22 protein-coding genes are annotated in these 22,735 nt (G+C 69.2%); 5 read left to right on the top strand and 17 right to left on the bottom strand.

Annotated elements, in window-relative coordinates; all coding sequences use genetic code 11:
• The first annotated feature begins 63 nt into the window (after positions 1-63).
• A complete protein-coding gene (locus M2317_RS11675) occupies positions 64-357 on the top strand; it encodes a hypothetical protein (protein ID WP_429460341.1) in 294 nt (97 codons plus the stop codon).
• Positions 358-490: 133 nt separating this feature from the next.
• Complete coding sequence (locus tag M2317_RS11670) at positions 491-1,408, top strand: formate/nitrite transporter family protein (RefSeq protein ID WP_429460339.1); 918 nt, start codon at positions 491-493, stop codon at positions 1,406-1,408.
• A gap of 59 nt (positions 1,409-1,467) precedes the next feature.
• On the opposite strand, the gene M2317_RS11665 is transcribed toward M2317_RS11670, so the two are convergent.
• The 5 genes from M2317_RS11665 to nirB form a co-directional block, all read right to left on the bottom strand.
• Positions 1,468-2,145 carry a sirohydrochlorin chelatase gene (locus tag M2317_RS11665; RefSeq protein WP_429460337.1) on the bottom strand — a complete coding sequence of 226 codons (678 nt, stop codon included), beginning with the start codon at positions 2,143-2,145 and terminating at the stop codon, positions 1,468-1,470.
• A 77-nt stretch (positions 2,146-2,222) separates the two neighbouring features.
• Positions 2,223-3,359, bottom strand: a complete 1,137-nt coding sequence (locus M2317_RS11660; protein ID WP_429460735.1) for a uroporphyrinogen-III synthase — start codon at positions 3,357-3,359, stop codon at positions 2,223-2,225.
• Positions 3,347-4,582: a uroporphyrinogen-III C-methyltransferase gene (gene cobA, locus M2317_RS11655; protein ID WP_429460336.1), complete on the bottom strand. Its 1,236-nt coding sequence runs from the start codon at positions 4,580-4,582 to the stop codon at positions 3,347-3,349. Before cobA ends, M2317_RS11660 begins: the two co-directional genes overlap by 13 nt.
• Positions 4,579-4,941, bottom strand: coding sequence for a nitrite reductase small subunit NirD (gene nirD, locus M2317_RS11650; protein ID WP_429460334.1), 363 nt, complete (start codon positions 4,939-4,941; stop codon positions 4,579-4,581). Before nirD ends, cobA begins: the two co-directional genes overlap by 4 nt.
• Positions 4,938-7,487, bottom strand: a complete 2,550-nt coding sequence (nirB, locus tag M2317_RS11645) for a nitrite reductase large subunit NirB (RefSeq protein WP_429460734.1) — start codon at positions 7,485-7,487, stop codon at positions 4,938-4,940. The genes nirD and nirB overlap by 4 nt, the downstream gene beginning before the upstream one ends.
• 246 nt (positions 7,488-7,733) lie before the next feature.
• Here nirB and M2317_RS11640 point away from each other — a divergent pair, with 246 nt between their 5' ends.
• Both M2317_RS11640 and M2317_RS11635 read left to right on the top strand, forming a co-directional pair.
• Positions 7,734-9,080, top strand: coding sequence for a DUF349 domain-containing protein (locus tag M2317_RS11640; RefSeq protein ID WP_429460332.1), 1,347 nt, complete (start codon positions 7,734-7,736; stop codon positions 9,078-9,080).
• Between the two features lie 72 nt (positions 9,081-9,152).
• The gene (locus M2317_RS11635) at positions 9,153-9,713 is read left to right on the top strand and encodes a hypothetical protein (RefSeq protein ID WP_429460330.1); all 561 of its coding nucleotides are present in this window, start codon (positions 9,153-9,155) and stop codon (positions 9,711-9,713) included.
• On the opposite strand, the gene M2317_RS11630 is transcribed toward M2317_RS11635, so the two are convergent.
• From M2317_RS11630 to pdxS, 12 genes are all read right to left on the bottom strand, one after another.
• Positions 9,683-11,929 carry a RelA/SpoT family protein gene (locus M2317_RS11630; RefSeq protein ID WP_429460329.1) on the bottom strand — a complete coding sequence of 749 codons (2,247 nt, stop codon included), beginning with the start codon at positions 11,927-11,929 and terminating at the stop codon, positions 9,683-9,685. The genes M2317_RS11635 and M2317_RS11630 overlap by 31 nt on opposite strands.
• 64 nt (positions 11,930-11,993) lie before the next feature.
• On the bottom strand, positions 11,994-12,983 hold the full coding sequence (secF, locus tag M2317_RS11625; protein ID WP_429460327.1) for a protein translocase subunit SecF: 990 nt from the start codon (positions 12,981-12,983) through the stop codon (positions 11,994-11,996).
• Positions 12,983-14,716, bottom strand: a complete 1,734-nt coding sequence (gene secD, locus M2317_RS11620) for a protein translocase subunit SecD (protein ID WP_429460325.1) — start codon at positions 14,714-14,716, stop codon at positions 12,983-12,985. Before secD ends, secF begins: the two co-directional genes overlap by 1 nt.
• 56 nt (positions 14,717-14,772) lie before the next feature.
• The gene (locus M2317_RS11615) at positions 14,773-15,192 is read right to left on the bottom strand and encodes a preprotein translocase subunit YajC (protein WP_429460324.1); all 420 of its coding nucleotides are present in this window, start codon (positions 15,190-15,192) and stop codon (positions 14,773-14,775) included.
• Between the two features lie 74 nt (positions 15,193-15,266).
• Positions 15,267-16,295: a Holliday junction branch migration DNA helicase RuvB gene (gene ruvB, locus M2317_RS11610; RefSeq protein WP_429460322.1), complete on the bottom strand. Its 1,029-nt coding sequence runs from the start codon at positions 16,293-16,295 to the stop codon at positions 15,267-15,269.
• Positions 16,288-16,902 carry a Holliday junction branch migration protein RuvA gene (ruvA, locus tag M2317_RS11605; protein ID WP_429460320.1) on the bottom strand — a complete coding sequence of 205 codons (615 nt, stop codon included), beginning with the start codon at positions 16,900-16,902 and terminating at the stop codon, positions 16,288-16,290. Before ruvA ends, ruvB begins: the two co-directional genes overlap by 8 nt.
• Before the next feature lie 27 nt (positions 16,903-16,929).
• Positions 16,930-17,496: a crossover junction endodeoxyribonuclease RuvC gene (gene ruvC / locus M2317_RS11600; RefSeq protein ID WP_429460318.1), complete on the bottom strand. Its 567-nt coding sequence runs from the start codon at positions 17,494-17,496 to the stop codon at positions 16,930-16,932.
• A 49-nt stretch (positions 17,497-17,545) separates the two neighbouring features.
• On the bottom strand, positions 17,546-18,133 hold the full coding sequence (locus M2317_RS11595) for a GrpB family protein (protein ID WP_429460316.1): 588 nt from the start codon (positions 18,131-18,133) through the stop codon (positions 17,546-17,548).
• A 6-nt stretch (positions 18,134-18,139) separates the two neighbouring features.
• Positions 18,140-18,901, bottom strand: coding sequence for a YebC/PmpR family DNA-binding transcriptional regulator (locus M2317_RS11590; RefSeq protein WP_429460314.1), 762 nt, complete (start codon positions 18,899-18,901; stop codon positions 18,140-18,142).
• Positions 18,902-18,963: 62 nt separating this feature from the next.
• Positions 18,964-19,839: a DUF402 domain-containing protein gene (locus tag M2317_RS11585; RefSeq protein ID WP_429460312.1), complete on the bottom strand. Its 876-nt coding sequence runs from the start codon at positions 19,837-19,839 to the stop codon at positions 18,964-18,966.
• Positions 19,840-19,854: 15 nt separating this feature from the next.
• Entirely contained in the window at positions 19,855-20,445 is a 591-nt protein-coding gene (gene pdxT, locus M2317_RS11580; protein WP_429460310.1) for a pyridoxal 5'-phosphate synthase glutaminase subunit PdxT, read from the bottom strand.
• On the bottom strand, positions 20,435-21,328 hold the full coding sequence (gene pdxS / locus M2317_RS11575) for a pyridoxal 5'-phosphate synthase lyase subunit PdxS (RefSeq protein ID WP_429460308.1): 894 nt from the start codon (positions 21,326-21,328) through the stop codon (positions 20,435-20,437). The genes pdxT and pdxS overlap by 11 nt, the downstream gene beginning before the upstream one ends.
• Positions 21,329-21,414: 86 nt before the next feature.
• Between pdxS and M2317_RS11570 the strand changes: the two genes are divergently transcribed.
• Positions 21,415-22,731, top strand: coding sequence for an aminotransferase class I/II-fold pyridoxal phosphate-dependent enzyme (locus tag M2317_RS11570; RefSeq protein WP_429460306.1), 1,317 nt, complete (start codon positions 21,415-21,417; stop codon positions 22,729-22,731).
• The last annotated feature ends 4 nt before the right edge of the window (positions 22,732-22,735 follow it).

Below are 22,735 nucleotides of genomic sequence, written 5' to 3'. Positions count from 1 at the left end.
ACGCCCCCGACTCCGGCGACGGTAGGCTCGCAGATGCTGCCACGACGGAGAAGGGGATCACCGATGGCCGGACGCAAGAACGCCCAGCGCGCCGATCAGGAGCGCGCCCGGCTGTACGCCGCCCGCACGGCCTGGCACGACGGCCGGATCCGCCGGCGTGTGCGCGACAACACGATCGTCGGCATCGCCGGCGGCCTGATCGTGGTCGGCGCCATGGTGAGCCAGTTCGCCCATGCGCAGGTCACGGCGCCGGAGCCGACGCCGACTCCGAGCCCGACCCAGACCACGGCTCCGCTGGATCCGCTGCTTCCCAGCACCGCACCCACTCCGACTCCCACGACACCCGCGGCCGAGTGACGCTCACCGTCGGCATCCGACGATGTGAAGACTTCGCACCACGGTCGTAACGTCAGCGGTCCGCCGGCGAAACGCGCCTCCGTCACGCTGGACGGAGCCTCACCAGAGTGCTCCCGTCCCCCGTGGAGGTCCCGTGTCGTACATCAAACCTGCCGAGCTCGTCACCCGCATGGTCGACGCCGGCGCATACAAGATGCAGTTGTCCACCCGTGACACACTGATCCGCGCCTTCATGGGCGCCGCCCTGCTGACGATCGCGGCCGCCTTCGCCGTGACCGTGTCGACGCAGACCGGGCAGCCTCTGCTGGGCGCCCTGCTGTTCCCGGTCGGTTTCGTCATGCTCTATCTGCTCGGATACGACCTGCTCACCGGTGTCTTCACGCTCGGTCCGCTCGCGGTCCTCGACCGCCGGCCCGGTGCGACGTTCGGCGCCCTCATGCGCAACTGGGGTCTGGTCTTCCTCGGCAACTTCGGCGGAGCCTTCATGGTCGCGATCCTCATGGCGATCTACTTCACGTACGGGTTCTCGACAGAGCCCAGTGCGGTCGGTCAGGCCATCAGCGATATCGGCCATGGGCGAACGGTCGGGTACGCCGACCACGGCGCCGCCGGCATGCTCACGCTGTTCATCCGAGGCGTGCTCTGCAATTGGATGGTCTCCACCGGCGTCGTCCTCGCCATGGTCTCGGATTCGACGATCGGCAAGATCGTCGCGATGTGGATGCCGATCATGCTCTTCTTCTACATGGGCTTCGAGCACTCGATCGTGAACATGTTCCTGTTCCCGTCCGGCCTGCTGCTCGGTGCGGACTTCACGCTCTGGGACTACCTCGTCTGGAACGAGATCCCGACCGTCTTCGGCAACCTCGTCGGCGGGCTCCTCTTCGTCGGGCTCCCGCTGTACTTCACGCACGGTCGTCCGAAGGCGCGCAAGGCGCGGGCGGCCAAGCGCGCGTCCCGTATCGCGGCGTCCGCTCCGGCGGCACCCGCCCCAGCGGATGCCGACGCGAACGAGCCTGCGACCGAGCGAGAGCCGGCCCGGGTCTCCTGATCCGCTGGACGCACGCAGGAGCCGGGGCGCCGATGGCGCCCCGGCTCCTGCGTGCGAGGTCAGGCGGAGCGGAACCGATCGATGATGACGTCGGCCATGCGGGGGTCGGCGCCCAGCGGCGCCGAGACGACATCCGCTCCTGCGGCCTGAACGAGACCCGCGAAGTACCCCGGTGCCAGCACGTGACTCGCGGCGATCACACGCCGCGCTCCGGCATCCCGTGCGGCCTGCACCGCCTGCGGGATGCGCGGTTCGATCGCCGAGGCGTAGCCGATCGTCACGGGCGCTGGAATGAGAGCGGCGAGCCGGGTCGCGGCCGCTTCGACATCGGCGACAGCCGCGGGGTTGCTCGAGCCGGCGGCGGCCAGCACCACGGCGTCGCCGTCGAGCCAGGTGCCTCCGATCGAGGCGCGCAGACGCGTCGCGAGGATCTGCGCGATGAGCGGATGCGTGCCGAGCGGGTCGCTCTGGCGCACCCCGGCGTGCCGTTTCACCGCACCGGCGATGTCGACCGCGGTGTGGAAGCCGACGGACAGCAGCAGCGGAACGACGACCGCATCATCGTTCACGACCTCCTGGTCCACGACCGTGGCGATGTCCGGCTCCTGCACGTCGACGAACGCCTGGACGACGCGCGTCTGCGGGATCCGCGCGCGGACCAGATCGACGATGTCCTCGACGGTGCGCCGACCTTCGGCGGAGTCCGTGCCGTGCGAGCAGGCGATGAGCGTGGTCATGATCGAATCCCGGCCGTCCTGTCTGTCTGCCGCGCATCTGCTCTGCCGGTGAGTGCCGGAGCGGGTACGTTCACTCGTCAATCCTCCTGGACGGCCAGGCGGTAGCCGCGCTTGATCACGGTCTTGACGGCCTCCGGGCACCCGAGCGCCTCGCGCAACCTCGCGATGGACATCTCCACGGCGTGCGCGTTCTCTCCGCCGCGCGGGAGCACCCGGCCGAGCTCCTCACGGGAGAGCACGCGTCCGCCGGCATCGAAGAGCGCCCCGAGCACGTTCGCCGAAGCGCGCGAGAGCGGGATGAAGCGGCCGTCCAGGACGGCTCCCCCGCTCCGCACCTCGATCGTGCCCGCCACGGTCATGAGCGTCGGCGCGGTGCCGTTCGCATAATGGTCGACGACGCAGCGCACCAGCGAGCCGAGGCGTCCGCGGACCGCCAGCGTCGTCTGCAACCTGGCCGCGACGAGCGGCGTCGCCGTCACCGGACCCACGGATGCCAGCAGAAGTCGTCCCGCGGCGGCACGGTCGCGGATCGCATCGAGTCGGCCTCCGCGCTCGGCCGCTCTGATCCACTCCGCGGCCCCCGGGGCGGAGGTGAACAGGACGGCGTCGACCTCGCCCGTCGCCGCCTGCATCGCCGAGCGGCTGACGATCTTGGGGTCCGGCGGCGGTCCCCAGCGGTACACGGTGATGCTCACGGCATCCGCTCCGTGTGCCGTCATGAGCTCGTCCAGTCCGTCGGCTCCGGCGCCGTGATGCTGGACCGCGATGCGCTTTCCGGCGACGCCGAGCTGGGTGAGGTACTCCCCCACTTCGGCGGCCGTCTCGGTCTCGGCGACCCAGTCGGCGACGAAGCCGGCCTGCTGGATCGCTCCGTGCGCCTTGGGTCCCCTGGCGACGAACTGCGTGCCGCGGAAGGCCGCAGCGAGGTCGTCCGCGAGCCCGTTCTCGTGCGCGGCATCCATCCACCCGCGGAACCCGACGCCGGTGGTGACGATCACGACGTCCGGAGGGTGCGCGATGAGCTCGCGAGTGCGCTGCAGCAGCAGGTCGTCGTCGGCATTGGGCAGGATGGTCAGCGCGGGTGCACGGTAGACCTGCGCACCGCGGCGTTCGAGCGCGGTCGCGAGGTCGCCGGAGCGCCGATCGGCGGCGATCACCATCGTGCAGCCGGTCAGTACGGCATCGAGCGCGGGTCGTTCGGTCACGCCAGGGATGCCCCGATCCGCTCGGGTGCCGGCATGAGCAGATCGGCTCGCGCCACGTCGCCGATCACGATCACCGCCGGGTTGCGCAGACCGATCGCCCGAGCATCCTGCACAGAGCGCCCGAGGGTCGTGCGAGTGGTGCGCTGCTCGGGCGTGTGCCCGCTCTCGACGAACGCCACCGGACGATCCGACGGGATGCCGTGGCTCAGCGCGGCATCGACGATCCCGCCGAGGGCGGCGACGCCCATCAGCACGACCGTGGTCACCGAGTCATCCGCCATCGAATCCAGCGTACTGGCCGTGACGGGGCCCTGCCCGTTCACCACGTGGAATGCCGAGGCCGTGCCGCGATGGGTCACCGGGATTCCCGCGGCCTGCGGCACGGCGATCGCGCTGGACGGAGCAGGGACGACGTCGACGGGGATCCCGGCCGCGTGGCACGCCTGCATCTCCTCACCGCCGCGGCCGAAGACGAACGGATCGCCGCCCTTGAGACGCACGACCCGTCGACCGGCCGCGGCGTGCTCCACGATGATGCGGTTGATCTCGTCCTGCGGAACCGGGTGGCTGCCCGGCCGCTTGCCCACGTCGATCACCTGGACGTCCGGGTCGAGCCCCTGCAGGACCTCGGCTGTCGGTCCCAGGCGGTCGGCGACGATCACGTCTGCCTCGGCGATCAGACGTCGGGCGCGCACCGTCATGAGGTCAGCGGGACCCGGGCCGCCGCCGACGAGATCGACGCGCCCGGCACCGCCACCACGACGGCGGCGAAGCGGCAGCCTGCCGAGCGCCAGAAGGTCGCCGATCGCGTCGCGGAGAGCCGCCGAACGGCGCGGGTCCGCGCCCACGGTGCTCGTGACGGCGACGGTGATGTCGCCGGCATCGACCTGTGCGGTCAACCGTGCCGAACCGTGACCGCCGTCGGTGGCGTTGACGCACAGCACCCGGCGTCGATCGCAGCGGGCGGCGATGTGCCGATCGACGCGCTGGTCACCGGTGGCGGCATGGACGAGCCAGGCGCCGCGGAGATCCGCGGGCCGGAATCGTCCCTGCCTCCACGGGAGGCCGTGCGCTTCGATGAGAGCCGCGGTCTCCGCGTGCAGTTCCGGCGCGACGACGCGCACCAGCGCACCTTCGGAAAGGAATCGGCGCAGGCGACGTGCCGTCACCGCGCCACCACCCACGAGAAGGACGTCGCGGCCGGCGAGCGTCACGCCGAGCATGAGAGTCATCGCAGGTCCTCGGAGTCGAGGTGGATCGCACCGTCGATCAGCGTGATCGGCCAGACGCGCAGCGCGACGGGATCCTTGCCCTGCGCCTCGAGGCATTCCCCCGTGCGCAGATCGAAGATCTGCTTGTGCATCGGCGACGCGATGGTCGGCGTCTCGCCTTTCGAGCCGACGATCCCGCGCGACATGACGTTCGCGCCGCTGAACGGGTCGAGGTTGTCGACGGCGTGCACTGTGCCGTCGGCGAGCAGGAACAGCGCGACCTGCGTGGTGCCGAACAGCGCGGCCCGTCCCCGCTCGACCTCGAGGTCCGAGATGTCGCACACACGAATCAGGGTCTGCTGGTCTGCTGCGATGGTCATCGACGCACCTCCAGTGTGGTTCCTGCGATGAGCACGCCGCCGTCGGCGCGCTCCTGGGCCGTCGCCGGGCGGACCTGGCCGCGCTCCGGGACGTAGGCGAGGGACGGATCGGGGGTGTCCGACGCGTTCACGAACGACTCGAACCGCCGCAGCTTCTCCGGGTCCTTGAGGGTCGCCGCCCACTCGTCCTCGTAGCGGTCGACATGCGACGCCATCGCGGCATCCAGATCGGCGCAGATGCCGAGGCTGTCGTCGAAGATCACCGCGCGGAGACCGTCGAGGCCGCCCTCGAGCTCCTCGCACCAGCCTGCAGTGCGCTGCAGACGGTCGGCTGTGCGGATGTAGTACATGAAGAACCGATCGATCGCACGGATCAGGCCCTCGTCGTCCAGGTCGGAGGCGAGCAGTTCGGCGTGACGCGGCGAGAACCCGCCGTTGCCGCCGACGTACATGTTCCATCCGGTCTCGGTGGCGATCACGCCGACGTCCTTGCCGCGGGCCTCGGCGCATTCGCGCGCGCACCCGGAGACGCCGAGCTTGAGCTTGTGCGGCGACCGCAGGCCGCGGTAGCGCAGTTCGAGACGCACGGCCATGCCGACCGAGTCCAGCACTCCGTAACGGCACCACGTGGATCCGACGCAGGACTTCACCGTGCGCAGCGACTTCCCGTAGGCCTGGCCCGACTCGAATCCGGCATCCACCAGGCGCTGCCAGATCTCCGGCAGCTGCTCCAGCCGCGCACCGAACATGTCGATGCGCTGCCCGCCGGTGAGCTTCGTGTAGAGCCCGTAGTCGTCGGCGATCCGCCCGATCGCGATCAGCCCCTGCGGGGTGACCTCGCCACCGGGCATGCGCGGTACGACGGAGTAGGTGCCGTCCTTCTGCATGTTCGCCATGACGTGGTCATTGGTGTCCTGCAGCGTCGCGTTCTCGCCCGCCAGCACGTGCTCGCCGACGAGGACCGCGAGGATGCTGGCGAGGGCCGGCTTGCAGACGTCGCAGCCGCGACCGCGTCCGAAGCGGGCGATGATCGTGCTGAAGGTGGTGAGTCCGGACACGCGCACGGCGTCGAACAGCTGACGACGGGACATGTCGAAGTGCTCGCACAGCGCGTTGGACGCGGTCTGTCCGAGCTTGGCCAGCTCCTGGCCCACGAGCTTCTTGACCGTGAAGATGCACGAGCCGCAGGTCGCCCCAGCCTTGGTGCAGGCCTTGACGGCCCCGGCATCCATGCAGCCCTCCTCGTGCATGGCCTGGCGGATGCGTCCGGCGGACACGTTGGAGCACGAGCACACGACCGCGGCGTCCGGAAGCGCGCCGGTCGGGGCCTCGACCCCGCCCTCCGGCATCAGGTACGCGGCCGGGTCCGCCCCGAGCGGCGCACCGACGAGGGGGCGCAGCGAACCGTACGCCGAGGCGTCGCCGACGAGGATGCCGCCCAGCAGCGTCTTCGCATCGTCCGAGAGGACGAGCTTCTTGTACACCCCTGCCACGGGGTCCGCGTAGACCACGTCGAGAGCATTCGGGGTCGTCGCCATCGCGTCGCCGAAGCTCGCGACATCGACGCCCGACAGTTTGAGCTTCGCCGATTCGTCGTACCCGGGGAAGGTCGCGTCGCCGCCCAGCAGCCGGGTCGCAGCGACCTCGGCCATGGCGTAACCGGGAGCGACGAGTCCGACCGAGCGCCCGTCATAGTTGGCGACCTCGCCGATCGCGAGGATGTGCTCGTCCGCCGTGCGGCAGCGGTCGTCGATCAGGACCCCGCCGGCCGGGTGGACGGCCAGTTGCGCATTGCGGGCGAGTTCGTCGCGCGGACGGACGCCGACGGTGAAGACGACGATGTCCGCGGCGTGCATGCTGCCGTCCTGGAACTGAAGCTGCGTGACGGAACCGGAGGCATCAGGGTCCAGGCGAGTCGTGCGGCTCTGCGTGCGCACCGAGATGCCGCGGGACTCGATGAGCCGGCGCAGCATCGTGCCGCCGGCGAGGTCGAGCTGTGCGGACATCAGCCGATCGGAGGACTGCACGACCGTGCAGTCGACATCGAGCCCCTGCAGGGCACCGGCGGCCTCCAGACCGAGCAGGCCGCCGCCGATCACGGCACCGCGCATGGGACGGCCGAGTTCGGCTGTGCGGCGCTCGACGAATTCGCGCATCCGCGTGACGTCGTCGAGGGTGCGGTAGACGAAGCATCCAGGAAGGTCGGAGCCGTCGACGGCGACGCGCGCGGCGTACGATCCGGTCGCGAGGACCAGAGTGCCGTAGCCGTAGTCGAGACCGGAACGGGTCCGGACGGTGCGCGCGCGACGATCGATGCCCGTGACGCGGTCGCCGCCGATCAGGCGCACTCGTTCGTCATCGAGCACGTGGGGATCCAACGTGAGATCCTCGGGCGTCGCCCCGGCGAAGAACGAGGTGAGGCCGACCCGGTCGTACGGCGCGCGCCCCTCGTCGCCGATGACCGTGACGGTGACGTTCTCCTCCGTGCGGGTGAGCAGACTCTCCACGAACCGGTGCGCGACCATGCCTGCGCCCACCACGAGCACATCGGACGATGGTGCTGTTCGTTCTCTCACGGGTGCCTCCTGTGTTCGGTGCTCCCGAAGGTAGATCCGCGGTGTTTCGCGCAGTGTCCGGTGGCCGTTACGCGCGTCGAACGATCCGCTCACAAATCCGTAACGAACATGTGAGGGCGACGGGCTGGACCGGAAGCCGAGGGTCGGGGCCGCGCATACTAGGCTGAACACCGTCCTTTCCACCTCCCGCGGGATGACCGCGCAAGGAGCACCATCGTGTCTGCCACCGAATCGGAATCGCCGAAGCCGACTCCCCCCGTCCCCGCACCGCCGCGCGTGCCCGGTCCGCCGCGCGTCGCCGTCGCACCCGCCGCTCCGTCGGCGCCGACGATCGCCGGCGCCGCCGATTGGGGACGTGTCACCGAGGACGGCACCGTTGAAGTCCGCGAGGGCGACGACTGGCGTGTCGTCGGCCAGTACCCGGATGCGTCCGGCGATGAGGCGATCGCCTACTTCGTCCGCAAGTTCGAGGACATCGCGTTCAAGATCACGACCCTCGAGCAGCGGCACGCCGCCGGCGGCGCCCCGGCAGGCGAACTCACGGCGCAGGCCAAGCATCTGGTCGCCGAGGTCACGGATGCCGCGGCCGTCGGCGATCTCGCCGGCCTGCGCGAGCGCCTCGACGTGCTGACGGCGTCTCTCGCCGAGGCCAGCGCCCAGGAGGCCGAGCAGGCCAAGGAGCTGCTGGATCAGGCGATCGCAGAGCGCACCGTGCTCGTGGAGCGCATCGAGGCCATCGCCGCTGGCGACCTGGCCAAGGCGCACTGGAAGCAGGTCACCGCCGAGGTCACCGAGCTGTTCGACGCCTGGCAGGCGCAGCAGCAGAACGGCCCGCGTCTGCCGAAGTCGGTCTCGCAGCAGCTGTGGAAGCGATTCCGCGACGCCCGCGCGACGATCGACCGGCAGCGGCGTGCGTTCTACGCCGAGTTGGACGAGACGCACAAGGCCGCACGCGACGTCAAGGCGCGTCTGGTCGAGCGGGCCGAGGCGCTCGCACCGCGCGGTGTCGACGGCATCCCGTCGTACCGCGCGCTGCTGGACGAGTGGAAGGCGGCCGGTCGTGCCGGCCGGAAGGTCGATGACGCGCTGTGGGCGCGCTTCAAGGCCGCCGGAGACGCGCTCTACGCCGCCCGCGCAGAGCAGAGCGCGGCTGAGGAGGCCGACTCGGCTCCGAAGATCGAGGCCCGTACGGCCTTGCTCGAGGAGGCCAAGGCCGTCGCCGACGAGCCGAACATCAAGCGCGCTCGTGCACTCCTCACGAACATCCAGCGTCAGTGGGATGACGTGGGTCGGATCTTCCCGCGCGACAAGGAGCGTGCACTCGATGACAAGCTGCGGGTCATCGAGCAGGCGCTGAAGGCCCGCGAGGACGTCGACTGGAAGAAGAACAACCCGGAGACGAAGGCCCGCGTCGGCGACATGAGCCAGCAGTTGCTCGACGCGATCGAGAAGCTCGAGACCGAGAAGGCCGCGGCGGAGAAGTCGGGCGACAAGAAGGCGGCCGCCGAGGCCGCCGAAGCCCTCGAGGCGCGTCGCACCTGGCTCAACGCCCTCGGCGGCTGAGCGACAGCCCCGTTATCCACAGAAGCCGCCCTCCGGTGAATCCGGAGGGCGGCTTCGTGCACACTGTGGGGCATGCACCCGGCGATGATCTACGGACCGGACGGTCCGCTCTCGGAGGCGGAGCTGCGCGCGATGCGGCTCGACGGCGTGCTCTTCGATGTGGGTGACGCGTTCCTTCCCGCGGATGTTCCCGAGACGGCCGCTGCCCGAGCGCTGTCACTGGCGGTGCATCTCCGAGATGGGTTCGTGGTGTCCGGTCCCACAGCGGCGTGGGTGCACGGGGCAGGCGACTCCCGGCCCCGACGGTGCCATGTGCGTCCGCACGTGCCGCGTCGAATGCGTGCGCCGGCGGGTGCCGACGTCGTGCTGCACGACGGTGTGGTCCCCGCATCCGAGATCCAGATCTTCGCCGGCATCCGGGTGCTCACGGTACCCGCTGCGCTCGTCGACCTGGCACGGATGCAGCGGGCCGGGGACACGGGTGCGTGGGTGACCGCCTTGGCGGGACTCGATCCGAGGCAGGTCTCACCTGCGATCGAACTGCTCCGCGCACGCGATCGCCTGCCGGGCAAACGGCAGGCGATCGCCGTGCTCGAGTCGGCCTACGACGAGGTGACGCGGTACACGTCGTAGACGGCGTCGATGCGGCGCACCGCGTTGAGGACGCGATCCAGATGCACGGCGTCGCCCATCTCGAACACGAACCGGCTGAGCGCGAGGCGTTCGTCCGTCGTCTGAACCGTCGCCGACAGGATGTTCACATGGTGCTCGCTGAGCACGCGGGTGACATCGGACAACAGGCCGGAGCGATCGAGCGCCTCGACCTGGATCTGCACGCGGAACACGCTCTTCGACGTCGGACCCCACTCGACCTCGACGAAGCGCTGCTCGTCGGTGCTGAGCGCCTTCACGTTCACGCAGTCCGTGCGGTGCACGGAGACTCCGCTTCCCCGCGTGACGAAGCCGACGATGTCATCACCCGGCACCGGAGTGCAGCACTTCGCGAGCTTCACGAGGATGTCCGACGCACCGCGCACCAGGACACCGGAATCGCCGGAACGCGGCTCTCGCGACGGGACGACCGGGATCGTGATCGCACCGGTGTTCGTGTCGGCGGCGGCCACCAGCGCCGTGACCTTCTCGATCACGGACTGGGTGGAGACGTGCCCCTCGCCGACAGCGGCGTACAGGGCGGACACGTCCTCGAAGTGCAGTTGACGGGCGAGTTCGGAGAACGACTCCTGGCTCATGAGGCGCTGCAGCGGCAGGTTCTGACGCCGCATAGCGCGGGCGATGGCCTCCTTGCCCTGCTCGATCGCCTCTTCCCGACGCTCCTTCGTGAACCAGCCGCGGATCTTGTTGCGGGCGCGGGTGCTCTTGACGAAGCTGAGCCAGTCCTGGCTGGGCCCGGCATCCGGATTCTTGGAGGTGAAGACCTCGACCACGTCACCGCTGGTCAGGACCGACTCGAGCGGGACCAAGCGGCCGTTCACCTTGGCGCCCATCGTGCGGTGACCGATCTCGGTGTGCACGGCGTAGGCGAAGTCGACCGGCGTCGCGCCGGCCGGCAGCCCGATCACGCGCCCCTTGGGCGTGAAGACGTAGACCTCTTTCGCACCGATCTCGAACCGGAGCGAATCCAGGAACTCCCCCGGGTCCGCTGTCTCGGCCTGCCAGTCCGAGATGTGGGCGAGCCATGCCATGTCCGTGTCCGAGGCGCGCAGCTCGGCCTTGCCGCCGTTCATCCGCTCCTTGTACATCCAGTGCGCCGCCACACCGAATTCGGCCTGCTGGTGCATCTCGTGCGTGCGGATCTGGATCTCCACCGTGCGGCCGCTCGGGCCGATCACGGTGGTGTGCAGCGACTGGTAGAGGTTGAACTTGGGGGTCGCGATGTAGTCCTTGAAGCGTCCGGGCAGCGGCGTCCAGCGCGCATGGATCGCGCCGAGCACGGCATAGCAGTCGCGCACCGAGTTCACGAGGACGCGGATGCCGATGAGATCGTAGATGTCGTCGAACTCGCGACCGCGGATGACCATCTTCTGGTACACGGAGTACAGCTGCTTGGGGCGGCCGACGACCTTGCCGCGGATGCGCAGATCGCGCAGGTCCTCGTCGATCGCCTCGATCACCTGGCCCAGGTACTTCTCGCGCTGCGGAGTGCGCTGGGCGATCAGGCTGTTGATCTCGGCATAGATCTTCGGATGCAGCACGGCGAACGAGAGATCCTCGAGCTCGCTCTTGATCGCCTGGATGCCGAGGCGGTGCGCCAGGGGCGCGTAGATCTCGAGCGTCTCCTTGGCCTTCTTCGCGGCCTTCTCCGGCGGGACGAAACCCCAGGTGCGCGCATTGTGCAGACGGTCGGCGAGTTTGATGAGCAGCACGCGGATGTCCTTCGACATCGCGACGATCATCTTGCGGACCGTCTCGGCCTGTGCGCTCTCGCCGTACTTGACCTTGTCGAGCTTGGTCACGCCGTCCACGAGCATCGCGACCTCGTCGCCGAACTCGGCTGTCAGCTCGCTCAGGGCGTAGCCGGTGTCCTCGACGGTGTCGTGCAGCAGGGCCGCCGCGATCGCCCGGGGCCCCAGGCCGAGCTCGGCCAGGATCTGTGCCACGGCCAGCGGATGCGTGATGTACGGCTCGCCGCTCTGCCGCTTCTGCCCGGTGTGCTTCTCCTTCGCGACCGCGTACGCCCGGTCGATGATCGCGAGGTCGCCCTTGGGGTGATTCGCCCGCACCGTGCGGTTGAGCATGTCGAGGTCGTCGACGCGGGGCGCGCGCGAGAAGATGCGGGGCACGAGCCGTCTCAGACTGGATCCCTGCGCCTGCGTGTTCGCCTCCGCCATGGCCTACCTCCCGGGCTCTGCAATCCTACGCGCCCCGGAGCCGCCCCGGCCCCACCGCGGCGCGTCAGACACTCGCGACGGCGCGCTCGCGCGCTTCGAGGATGCGAGCGTCGCGTTCGGCGATCGCCGGCTCCTTCTCACGGAACAGCGAGTACAGCGGAGCGGCCACGAACAGCGTGGAGTACGTTGCCACCAGGATGCCGATGAAGATCGACAGCGAGATGTCCGTCAGCGTCTCGGCACCGAGCCAGAACGCGCCGATGAACAGGATCGCACCGACCGGCAGCGCTGCGACGATGGACGTGTTGATCGAGCGCACGAGCGTCTGGTTCACCGCGAGGTTCACGGATTCGCCGAATGTGCGCGACGACTTCTCGCCGTCCTCGGTCGTGTTCTCCCTGATCTTGTCGAACACGACGGTCGTGTCGTACAGCGAGTACGCGAGGATCGTGAGGAACCCGATGACCGCGGCTGGCGAGATCTCGAAGCCGGCCAGCGAGTAGATCCCGACCGTGATGATCAGCACGTCGACGAGGCCGAGGATGGCTGCGGCGGACATCTTCCAGGTGCGGAAGTAGATCGCGAGGATGAGGAAGGTCAGCGCGAGGAAGATCGCCAGGCCCCACAGCGACTGCCGCGTGACGTTCTCTCCCCAGGCAGGGCCGATGAACGAGGACGTCACCTCGCTGGGTTCGACGCCGTACGCGTCGGCGAGGGCGCCGGCGACCTGCTGGGTCTCGACGGCGCTCATCTGGGACGTCTGGACGCGCACGTCGCTGCCGCCGATGACGGCGACCTTGGTCGTCGCATCGGGAACGATCTCGTGAACGGCGTCGGTGGCGAGTCCCTGGTCCGTGGACTCGGGGGCGGTCACGGTGAACTGCGACCCGCCCGTGAACTCGATCGAGAACTGAGGCGGCCGGATGAACAGCACGAGGATCGATCCGACCACGAGGGCGATCGCGACCCAGAACCACAGCACGCGCTTGCCCACGAAGGGGAACGAGGTCTTGCCCGTGTAGAGGTTGTTTCCGAACTCATTCATGGAGAACATCAGTGCTCGCCCTCGTTTCCGGTCGTGCTCGTCGAATCGGCGGCGGACAGCGCCTCCGCGCGCTTGCGCTCGGCGATCGTCTGACGACGATCGGCCTCGGAACGCGAACGCGCGTTCTTCGCAGCGCGACCGGCGCTGGCGGTGGTCACCTCGCGGTACTGCACTCGGGTGCGGTAGACGGCGCCCAGGCTCTCCGGGTCGAGCCCCGACAGCTTGTGGCCCTCGCCGAAGAACTTCGTGCGCGCCAGGAGCTGCATCACCGGGTGCGTGAAGATCACGAAGATGAACACGTCGATGAGCGTCGTGAGACCCAGTGTGAACGCGAAGCCCTTCACCGTGGCATCCGCGAGGATGTACAGCACGACGGCGGCGAGGATGTTGATCGACTTCGAGATGTAGATGGTGCGCTTCGCCCGTCCCCAGCCGTCCTCGACCGCCGCGGTGACGGACTTCCCGTCTCGGAGCTCGTCTCGGATGCGTTCGAAGTAGACGATGAACGAGTCGGCTGTGAAGCCGATGGACACGATCAGACCCGCGACGCCGGCGAGCGAGAGCCGGTAACCGATCCGCCACGCGAGGATGCAGATGATGATGTAGGTCAGCACCGCCATGACCGCGATCGACGCGATGATCACCCAGCCGAGCGCCCGGTAGCTGAGCAGCGAGTACAGGGCGACCAGCGCGAGGCCGATGAGCCCCGCGATCAGGCCGATCTGCAGCTGCTGGGTGCCGAGGGTGGCCGAGACCGTGTCGGTGCTCTCGACGGTGAAGCTCAGCGGCAGAGCGCCGTACTTGAGCTGGTCGGCGAGTGCCTGCGCGCTCTCCTGGTCGAAGCTGCCCGAAATGCTGGGACGGCCGTCGAGGATCACGCCGTTCATCTGCGGGGCGGAGATGACCTTGCCGTCCAGCACGAACGCGAACTGGTCGCGCGGCGACAGTCCGTCGAGCTTGTTCTGGTAGAGCCGCTGGCTGATCTCGCCGAAGATGCCGGCACCGTCGTCGTCCAGGTCGAGCTGGACGAGCCACGCGCCGCTCTTCGGGTCGCGGCCGCTCGTGGCGTCGTCGATCGCGTTGCCGTCGAGCTCCTGCGGTCCGAGGATGTACTTCGTGGTGCCGAGGTCGTCGCACGTGATGAGGGGCTGATCCGCCGGTGCGTTGGACGGGTCGTTCTGCGGGTTCGCGCAGTCGTAGGCCAGGAACTCCTGCTGGAGCTTCTCTGTGACCCAGGACAGGTCGCTGGAGTCGGTCGGCTCGACGGTCGGCGTGGCGTTCGCCGCCGGATCGGGCGACGGGTAGGGGGTCGCGTTGCCGTCTTCGCCCGTGAACTCTGTCGCCGCGGCCGTCGTGTAGATGACGGGGCGCAATTCGAGCTGAGCTGCGGCCTGGATTCGCTCGCGGGTCTCCTCGTCGGCCTCACCGGGGATCTGGACGACGATGTTGCGTCCGCCCTCGGTCGTGATGTCGGATTCCGCGACTCCTGAGGCGTCGACGCGCTGGCGGATGATGTCCGCCGCCTGGTCGAGCTGCTCCTGCGTGGGGTCGGAGCCGTCCTCCGTGACCGCGCTCAGGATGATCTGGGTTCCGCCCTGGAGGTCGAGCGCGAGCTCAGGCGTCCAGGAGCTCTGCTTGACGCCGTAGACGCCGATGGCGTTGATGCCGAAGAGGGCGGCCGTCACCAGGAGCAGGCCGAGAAGGACTCGCCATGCATGACGAGTCGGAGTGGAGGATGCCACGTGGGTCGCGCTTTCTGAGAAGGCCGGCGGGGAGGGTGAGCGTACTCGCTGCGATGCTACTTGGCGTCGGCGTCGCCTTCGAGGCGCGCGCGCGTCTGCTCGGGCGTCTCGACCGTGAGCGGCGGGAGCTGCTCGTCGGTGATGGCGTCAGCGGCGGGGACCTCGTCCGCGGAGTCGAACTCGTCGTCGGCGTCCTCGGCGTCCTCGGTGGGCTCGACCACGCGCAGGATCGCCTGGCTGTGCACCTCGACGACGGCGCCGGGCGCGAGCTCGATCTGCGCCGGCTGGTCCAGGTTCTCGGGGTCGAACGAGACGACCGTGCCGTACAGCCCGCCCTGCAGCAGGACCTTGGCGCCGGGGACCGTCTTCTGCGCCTTCTCCTCCTGCTCGGCCTTCATCTGCTTGTTGCGCTTGCGCGTGTTGATCACCATGAAGATGACGAGAACTGCAAGAAGACCGAACAGCATGATTTCCATCAGGAGGAACCTTTCCGGGGCGCACGCGCCAGAGCGTGCAGAAGTTGGGGGGGGTCGGGTGAAGTCTCCAGTGATTATAAGTCATCGAACAATGCGGCCCCGTCGGGGTGCGCGATGCCGAGGTGCGCGTACGCCTCGGGCATCGCCACCCGACCGCGGGGCGTCCGCCCCAGGAATCCGATGCGCACCAGGTAGGGCTCGACGACGCTCTCGACGGTCTCGGCCTCCTCGCCGACCGCCACAGCGAGTGTGCTGAGACCGACCGGTCCCCCGCGGAACCGACGGACGAGCGTGTCCAGAACGGCGCGGTCCAGTCGGTCGAGACCGATGGGATCGACGTCGTACAGCTCGAGCGCCGCGCGCACGTCGGCCAGTGAGGCCTCGTTGCCAGCACCGTGCACGAGCGCATAGTCGCGGACTCGGCGCAGCAACCGGTTCGCGATCCGGGGTGTGCCGCGCGAGCGGCGGGCGATCTCGGCGAGGGCGTCCTGCGGGAGCCGCACGTCCAGCACGAGCGCAGACCGGGCGATCACACGCTCCAGATCGGACTCGTCGTAGAACTCGAGGTGGCCGGTGAATCCGAAGCGGTCGCGCAGCGGGTTGGGCAGAAGTCCGGACCTGGTCGTCGCTCCGACGAGTGTGAACGGCGCCAGGTCGAGAGGGATGCTGGTGGCTCCGGCGCCCTTGCCGACCATGATGTCGATGCGGAAGTCCTCCATCGCGAGATACAGCATCTCCTCCGCCGAGCGCGCCATGCGATGGATCTCGTCGATGAACAGCACTTCGCCGGGGACCAGGCTCGACAGCAGGGCCGCGAGGTCACCGGCGTGCTGGATCGCCGGTCCGCTGCTCAGCCGCAGGGGCCGTTCGCTCTCGTGAGCCACGATCATCGCCAGTGTCGTCTTGCCGAGCCCCGGGGGCCCGGCGAGCAGGATGTGATCGGCGGGACGCTGCTGGATCCGCGCCGCCTCCAGCAGCAACTGCAGCTGGCCCCTCACCTTGGGCTGGCCGACGAACTCGCCGAGGCTCGTTGGGCGCAGGGCCCCCTCGATGGCGAGCTCGACCTCGTCCTGCGGCTCTGCGGCGTCGCGGGCGTCAGCCACGGGTTCCTCCCTGGGCTGGGCCGAGCAGAGCGAGCGTGCGGCGCAGCAGCGCCGGCACCGATGTGCGTTCCGCCTCGCTCGCCTCCTCGATCGTCTTCGCCGCCGCTTCGACGGCGACCTTCTCCGACCATCCGAGCCCCACCAGCGCCGCGGTCACCTGGTCAGTGACATCCGGAGCGGCCGTCGTCGAGCGCCCACCCGGCGTCGGCGCGTGCACCTTGCCGGCGAGCTGCAGGACGATGAGCTTCGCCGTCTTCGGCCCGATGCCGGACACCCGCCGGAAGGGCGCGTCGTCCTCGGCCGTCACGGCCTCGGCGATCTGATCGACGGTGAGGTGCGAGAGCACCCCGAGGGCGGATTTCGGACCGACGCCGGTGACGCCGAGCAGCAGACCGAAGATCTCGAGCTCGTCGCGTTCCGCGAATCCGAACAGGCTCAGGGAGTCCTCGCGGACGATCAGACTGGTGTGCAGCTGCAGCCGCTCCCCGACGCGCGCCGTGTGGGCGACGTCCGCCGGGACGGCGACGGAGAAGCCGACTCCCCCGACCTCGATGACGACCTGATCGGACGCGGCGTGCAGGACGACGCCATGCAGGGAGGAGATCATGCGTCCAGCCTACGAGAGAGGTCGTAGTTATGTTCGAGCGACACGCTCGGCCTCTGCCCAGGCACGTTGCGCGGGCGTCAGATCGCCGCCCGCGGCCCCGGCTCCGATGTCCCGGCGCCAGGCATGGCAGAGCGCGATGGCGAGGGCATCCGCGGCATCGGCGGGCTGCGGCGGTGCGTCCAGACGCAGGATGCGCGCGATCATCGACTGGACCTGCTTCTTGTCCGCCGAGCCGTAACCCGTCACCGCGGCCTTTACCTCGCTCGGCGTATGGGTTGCCGCCGGAAGACCCGCCTCGGCGGCGACGAGGAGTGCGACACCGCTCGCCTGCGCAGTGCCCATGACGGTGTGGCTGTTGTGCTGCGCGAAGACCCGCTCGACCGCCACGGCATCCGGCCCGTACATCGCCACGACCTCACGGATGCCGGCGGCCACCGCCGCCAGCCGCTCGCCGATCGGAGCATCGACCGGCGTGCGGACGACGCCGACATGCACGAGACTCGCTCGGCGCGAGCGCGACACGTCGACGACACCCACACCGCAGCGGGTGAGGCCGGGGTCGATCCCGAGCACGCGAATCGTCGAGGAAGTCACTCCCCCAGGCTATGTGCGCCGTGGACGGTGCCGGCGGCGGCGCGCCCGATTATCGGCGCCAGCCCATCGCCGACTGCGCGTGATCCATGAAGGCCGATTTCGCCCGGGTGTAGTCGTCGTAGTCCGGCGCATCCGCGAATCCGGCGGCCAGGTCGCGCTTGATCGACTCGTACTCCGCGCGGGCAGCGGGGTCGCGTCGCAGCCAGTCGCGGAAGGATCGGACGAAATCGGCGAACGGCGAATCCGCACGGCGCACGTGCAGGATCACCCCGTCCACGGCGGCATCGGCGTCTGCGAGGTCTGCGAAGAACAGCATCTTCTCGTGCCGCTCACCCGAGCATCCTGGCCGAGGGATGTCGGTGTGCACTCCCGGCGAATCAGGGCGCGAACCAAGAGCCCGCTCGAACCCGCAGCCGCGCAGCGCCTGCTCGAGTGCGGGCGGGTCCGGCAGCACGCTCACGAGCAGCTGCAGATCGAGGAACGGCTTCGCCGCGAGACCGGGCACTGCGGTCGAGCCGATGTGCTCGATCCGAACGGGCGCACCCGCGGACGAGACCGCGGCGCGCTCGCGCGCCATCCACTCGTCCGCGAGCGCGGGCCAGGACGGATCGTATGCGACGATCTGCGGCGCCGTCACGGGCGCCTATTCGTCGTCGTTCTCGAGCTCGGCCTGCACGTCGGCGGTGAGGTCGAAGTTGCTGAAGACGTTCTGGACGTCCTCGCTGTCCTCGAGCGCGTCGATCAGACGGAAGATCTTGCGTGCGGTGTCCGCGTCGATCTCGACCTTGAGGTTCGGGACGAACTCGACGTCGGCCGATTCGTACTCGATGCCGGCTTCGACGAGCGCCGTGCGCACCGGGACGAGGTCCGTGGCCTCGGTGACGATCTCGAAGCCCTCGGCGTGCGGCTCGATCTCCTCGGCGCCCGCCTCGAGCGCCGCCATCATGACGTCGTCCTCGTCGGTGCCCTCGGAGCTGACCACGATGACGCCCTTGCGGCTGAAGTTGTAGGCGACGCTGCCCGGGTCGGCGAGCGTACCGCCGTTGCGGGTCAGCGCGGTGCGCACCTCAGCGGCTGCGCGGTTCTTGTTGTCTGTCAGACACTCGATCATGAGGGCGACGCCGTTGGGTCCGTAGCCTTCGTACATGATCGACGTGTACTCGACGGCCTCGCCGCCGATACCGGCGCCGCGCTTGATGGCGCGATCGATGTTGTCCTTCGGGACCGACGTCTTCTTCGCCTTGAGCACCGCGTCGAACAGCGTCGGGTTGCCCTGAAGATCAGCACCGCCGAGCTTGGCGGCTACCTCGATGTTCTTGATGAGCTTCGCCCACGACTTCGCGCGCTTGGCGTCGATCGCAGCCTTCTTGTGCTTCGTGGTGGCCCACTTGGAATGTCCGGACATATGACTCCCGCTCGTTCTCGCGTTTCGCGCGCATCAGTCTACGCGGTCCGGCCCTCTGCCGATCAGCCGTGGATGCTGGATCGACCGGATCTCTGCCGCATGGCATCGATCACCGCGCTCTCCGGCAGCCGCAGCGGGACGTCCATGGCCGCATCCGGCATCCAGCGATCCCACGCCTCGTCGAGGAGCCAGGACCCGTCCGATGCGAACTCATGGCCGGCGTGCTCGGCGATCGTCCGCACGGCCTCGGCCTGTTCGGAGGTGAAACGCCCCTGCGCGACGGCGGCGTCGAGCTCATCGGCATCCTTGAGCCAGATGTCCTCCGAGCCCGGATGCTCGAAATCGATCATGAGGTCGAGCACGAGGTCTCTCGTGAAGACGCCGGGCAGCTCGCCCGCGACTCGCCGATGCGGCAGTTCGATGTTCACGTACGCGCCGGCCGGCGTGCCGTCCGGGTTGCGGAAGAACCAGACCGACCACGGCTTTCCGGTGGGAGCCACCCGCACGATGCCCTGGCCGCGCCAGGTGGACTCCCGGGTGACCCACGGGACACTGAACCGCTCGTCGAGGGGCACCTCGCGCGTGCTGCGGCCATCGGCGGGGACCGACTCGAGGCGAGCGGAGCCGGACGCGATCCAGACGACGAGGCCGCGCTCGTCGTCGCGGATCACGCGCGCGGTCTCGACGTAGCGGCCGTACCGCCAGAGGATCGCGTCGCCCGGTGCGAACACGGGCGCGCCGGCACCGGCGGTGACGGCATCGTCAAACGCCGGGTCGATGTGCGCGTCACGATGGCCACTCGGTTCGAGTAGCGCTATCGCCTCCTCCAGTGAAGATCCGCTGGTCGAGATGGGCTGCCAGCCCGCGCCCCGTCGACCGATCAGGGTGGCGTTGCCGCCACTCGTGCTGACATCCGTTGACCCGATCGGCAGACGCATGCCGCAACACTACGGTCAGCGCGAGCGCACGTGCGCGAGGAACCGCCGGTGGAATCGATCCTCTCCGGTCACCTCGGGATGGAACGAGGTCCCCAGCAGAACGCCCTGCTCCACCGCGACGACGCCGCCGTCCGGCAGCGAGCCGATCGCGCGCGCTCGAGGACCGACGCGCTCGATCAGGGGCGCACGGATGAAAGTCGCGTCGACAGGCGCATCGAATCCGTCGATGTCCAGCGTCGTCTCGAACGACTCCGTCTGCCGTCCGAACGCGTTCCGGCGGACGACGATGTCGAGCCCGCCGAAAGTCCGCTGGTCGGCCGTGCCGTCGAGCACGGCATCCGCGAGGAGGATGAGTCCGGCGCACGTGCCGTAGACCGGCATCCCTCCGGCGATAGCCGTCCGCACCGGCTCCGCAAGCCCGAAGCCGCGGGCGAGCTTGTCGATCACGGTCGATTCGCCACCGGGGAGGACGAGTCCGTCGATCTCGGCGAGCTCCTCCGGCCGCCGCACCAGCGTGACCCGAGCGCCCAGGCCCTCCAGGACGCGCGCGTGCTCGCGCACGTCGCCCTGGAGGGCGAGGACGCCGACGCGTGGACTACCAGCCACGCTCTGCCAGGCGGTGCGGCGCGGGCAGGTCGGAGACGTTGATGCCGACCATCGCCTCGCCGAGTCCACGGGAGACCTCGGCGATGACCTTCGGGTCGTCGAAGAACGTCGTCGCCTTCACGATGGCCTTGGCGCGCTCCGCGGGGTTGCCGGACTTGAAGATGCCGGAGCCGACGAACACGCCGTCAGCACCGAGCTGCATCATCATCGCGGCATCCGCGGGGGTCGCGACGCCACCGGCGACGAACAGGACGACGGGCAGTGCGCCGGTCTCGGCGATCTCGGCGACCAACTCGTACGGGGCCTGCAGCTCCTTCGCGGCGACGAACAGCTCGTCCTTCGGAAGGGCGGTCAATGCCGCGATCTCACCGCGGATCCTGCGGATGTGCTTCATCGCCTCCGAAACGTCCCCGGTGCCGGCCTCACCCTTCGAGCGGATCATCGCCGCGCCTTCGTTGATGCGGCGCAGCGCCTCGCCCAGGTTCGTCGCACCGCACACGAACGGCACGGTGAAACCGAACTTGTCGATGTGGTTCACGTAGTCCGCCGGCGACAGCACCTCGGACTCGTCGATGTAGTCGACGCCGAGCTCCTGCAGCACCTGCGCCTCGACGAAGTGGCCGATGCGCGCCTTCGCCATCACAGGGATCGACACGGTGTCGATGATGCTGTCGATCATGTCGGGGTCGCTCATGCGGGACACGCCGCCCTGCGCGCGGATGTCCGCCGGCACCCGCTCGAGCGCCATGACGGCGACCGCCCCGGCATCCTCGGCGATCTTGGCCTGCTCCGCCGTGACGACGTCCATGATGACGCCGCCCTTCAGCATCTCTGCGAGGCCGCGCTTGACGCGGCCGGTTCCGGTGGCGACTGGCTGGGACATCGGGTTTCCCTTCATCGAGGTCAAAGATCCGTTTGATCTATGCCAAAACCTAGCACTGTCGCAGGACGAACTAGACTCGTGTTTCGATGGTTGACACGAATGAGCAGATCAGCGGCGCGACAGCGGCCGAGATCGCCGCCAGCGTGCGCGGGTTGCGCGACCGCGGCATCCTGCAAGCGGGCGACCTTCTGCCTCCGGTCCGCGAGCTGGCCGAGCGTCTCGGCATCAATCGGAACACCGCGGTCGCCGCGTACCGCCAGCTGTCCCAGGCCGGGCTCGTGCAGACCCGAGGGCGAGCAGGGACCGTGATCACGGGACACGCCCCAGCCGCACAGGACGGCTATGCCGCCGACACCGTGCTGCGCGACGTCGGTACAGGAAACCCCGACCCGGCGCTCATCCCCGATCCCTCCCCCGTGCTGGCCTCCTTCGGCGGGCGTCCGGTGCTGTACGGCGAGCCCGTGATCGACCCGGGGCTGGACGCCTGGTCGCGCGAATGGATGGGCTCCGCCCTGCCCGCGGCCGATTTCCGCATCACGATCACCAGCGGCGCCGTGGATGCCGTGGAGCGACTGCTCGCTCAGGCGCTGACCCGCGACGACGCGGTGGCGCTCGAGGACCCGTGCTTCCTCGCCAGCATCCACACCGTACGCCTCGGCGGGTACCGGGCCGTCCCCGTGCCGGTCGACGAGGAGGGCATGACGGTCGACGGGCTCCGCGCCGCCCTGGATGCCGGGGTGCGCGCCGTGATCTGCACACCACGAGCCCAGAACCCGACCGGCGCGCGGCTCAGCCCGGACCGCGCCGCAGCGCTGCGTGCGGTGCTGGCCGATCACCCCTACGTCCTGCTCGTCGAGGACGACCACTTCTCGATGCTCTCGCCGCACCCGTACGAGTCGCTCATCACCGCGGATCACCGGCGCTTCGCGCTGATCCGCAGCGTCTCGAAGTTCCTGGGGCCCGACATGTGCCTGGCGGTCGCCGCCACCGATCCCGAGACCTCGGCTCGTCTCGCCGAGCGCCTCAGCCCCGGAACGACCTGGGTCAGCCACCTGCTGCAACGGCTGGTGCTCGGCCTCGTCACGGATGCCGGGGTTCAGGAGCAGATCGCCGCGGCCGGCCGCCACTACGCGACGCGCAACGGGGCTTTCGCCGATCGCCTGCGCGCACACGGCCTGCACGCCACGCAGGGCGATGGCATGAATCTCTGGGTCGAGTTGCCGGAACCGGCATCCGTCGTATCCGAGCGGATGATGCGCCGGGGCTGGCTCGTCCGCACCGGAGACGCATTCCGACTGTCCGACCGCGCCGCGCCTTCGCATCACCTGCGACTCACGGTCCACGACCTCACCGATGAGGAGGGCGACGCCCTGCTCGCTGACCTCGTCTCCGCCACCCGCTGATCCC

The organism is Microbacterium sp. ZKA21, from assembly GCF_050434165.1.
Taxonomy (GTDB): domain Bacteria; phylum Actinomycetota; class Actinomycetes; order Actinomycetales; family Microbacteriaceae; genus Microbacterium.
Note: the sequence above shows the minus strand (reverse complement) of the source record. Positions and strands in the feature narration are given on the sequence as shown.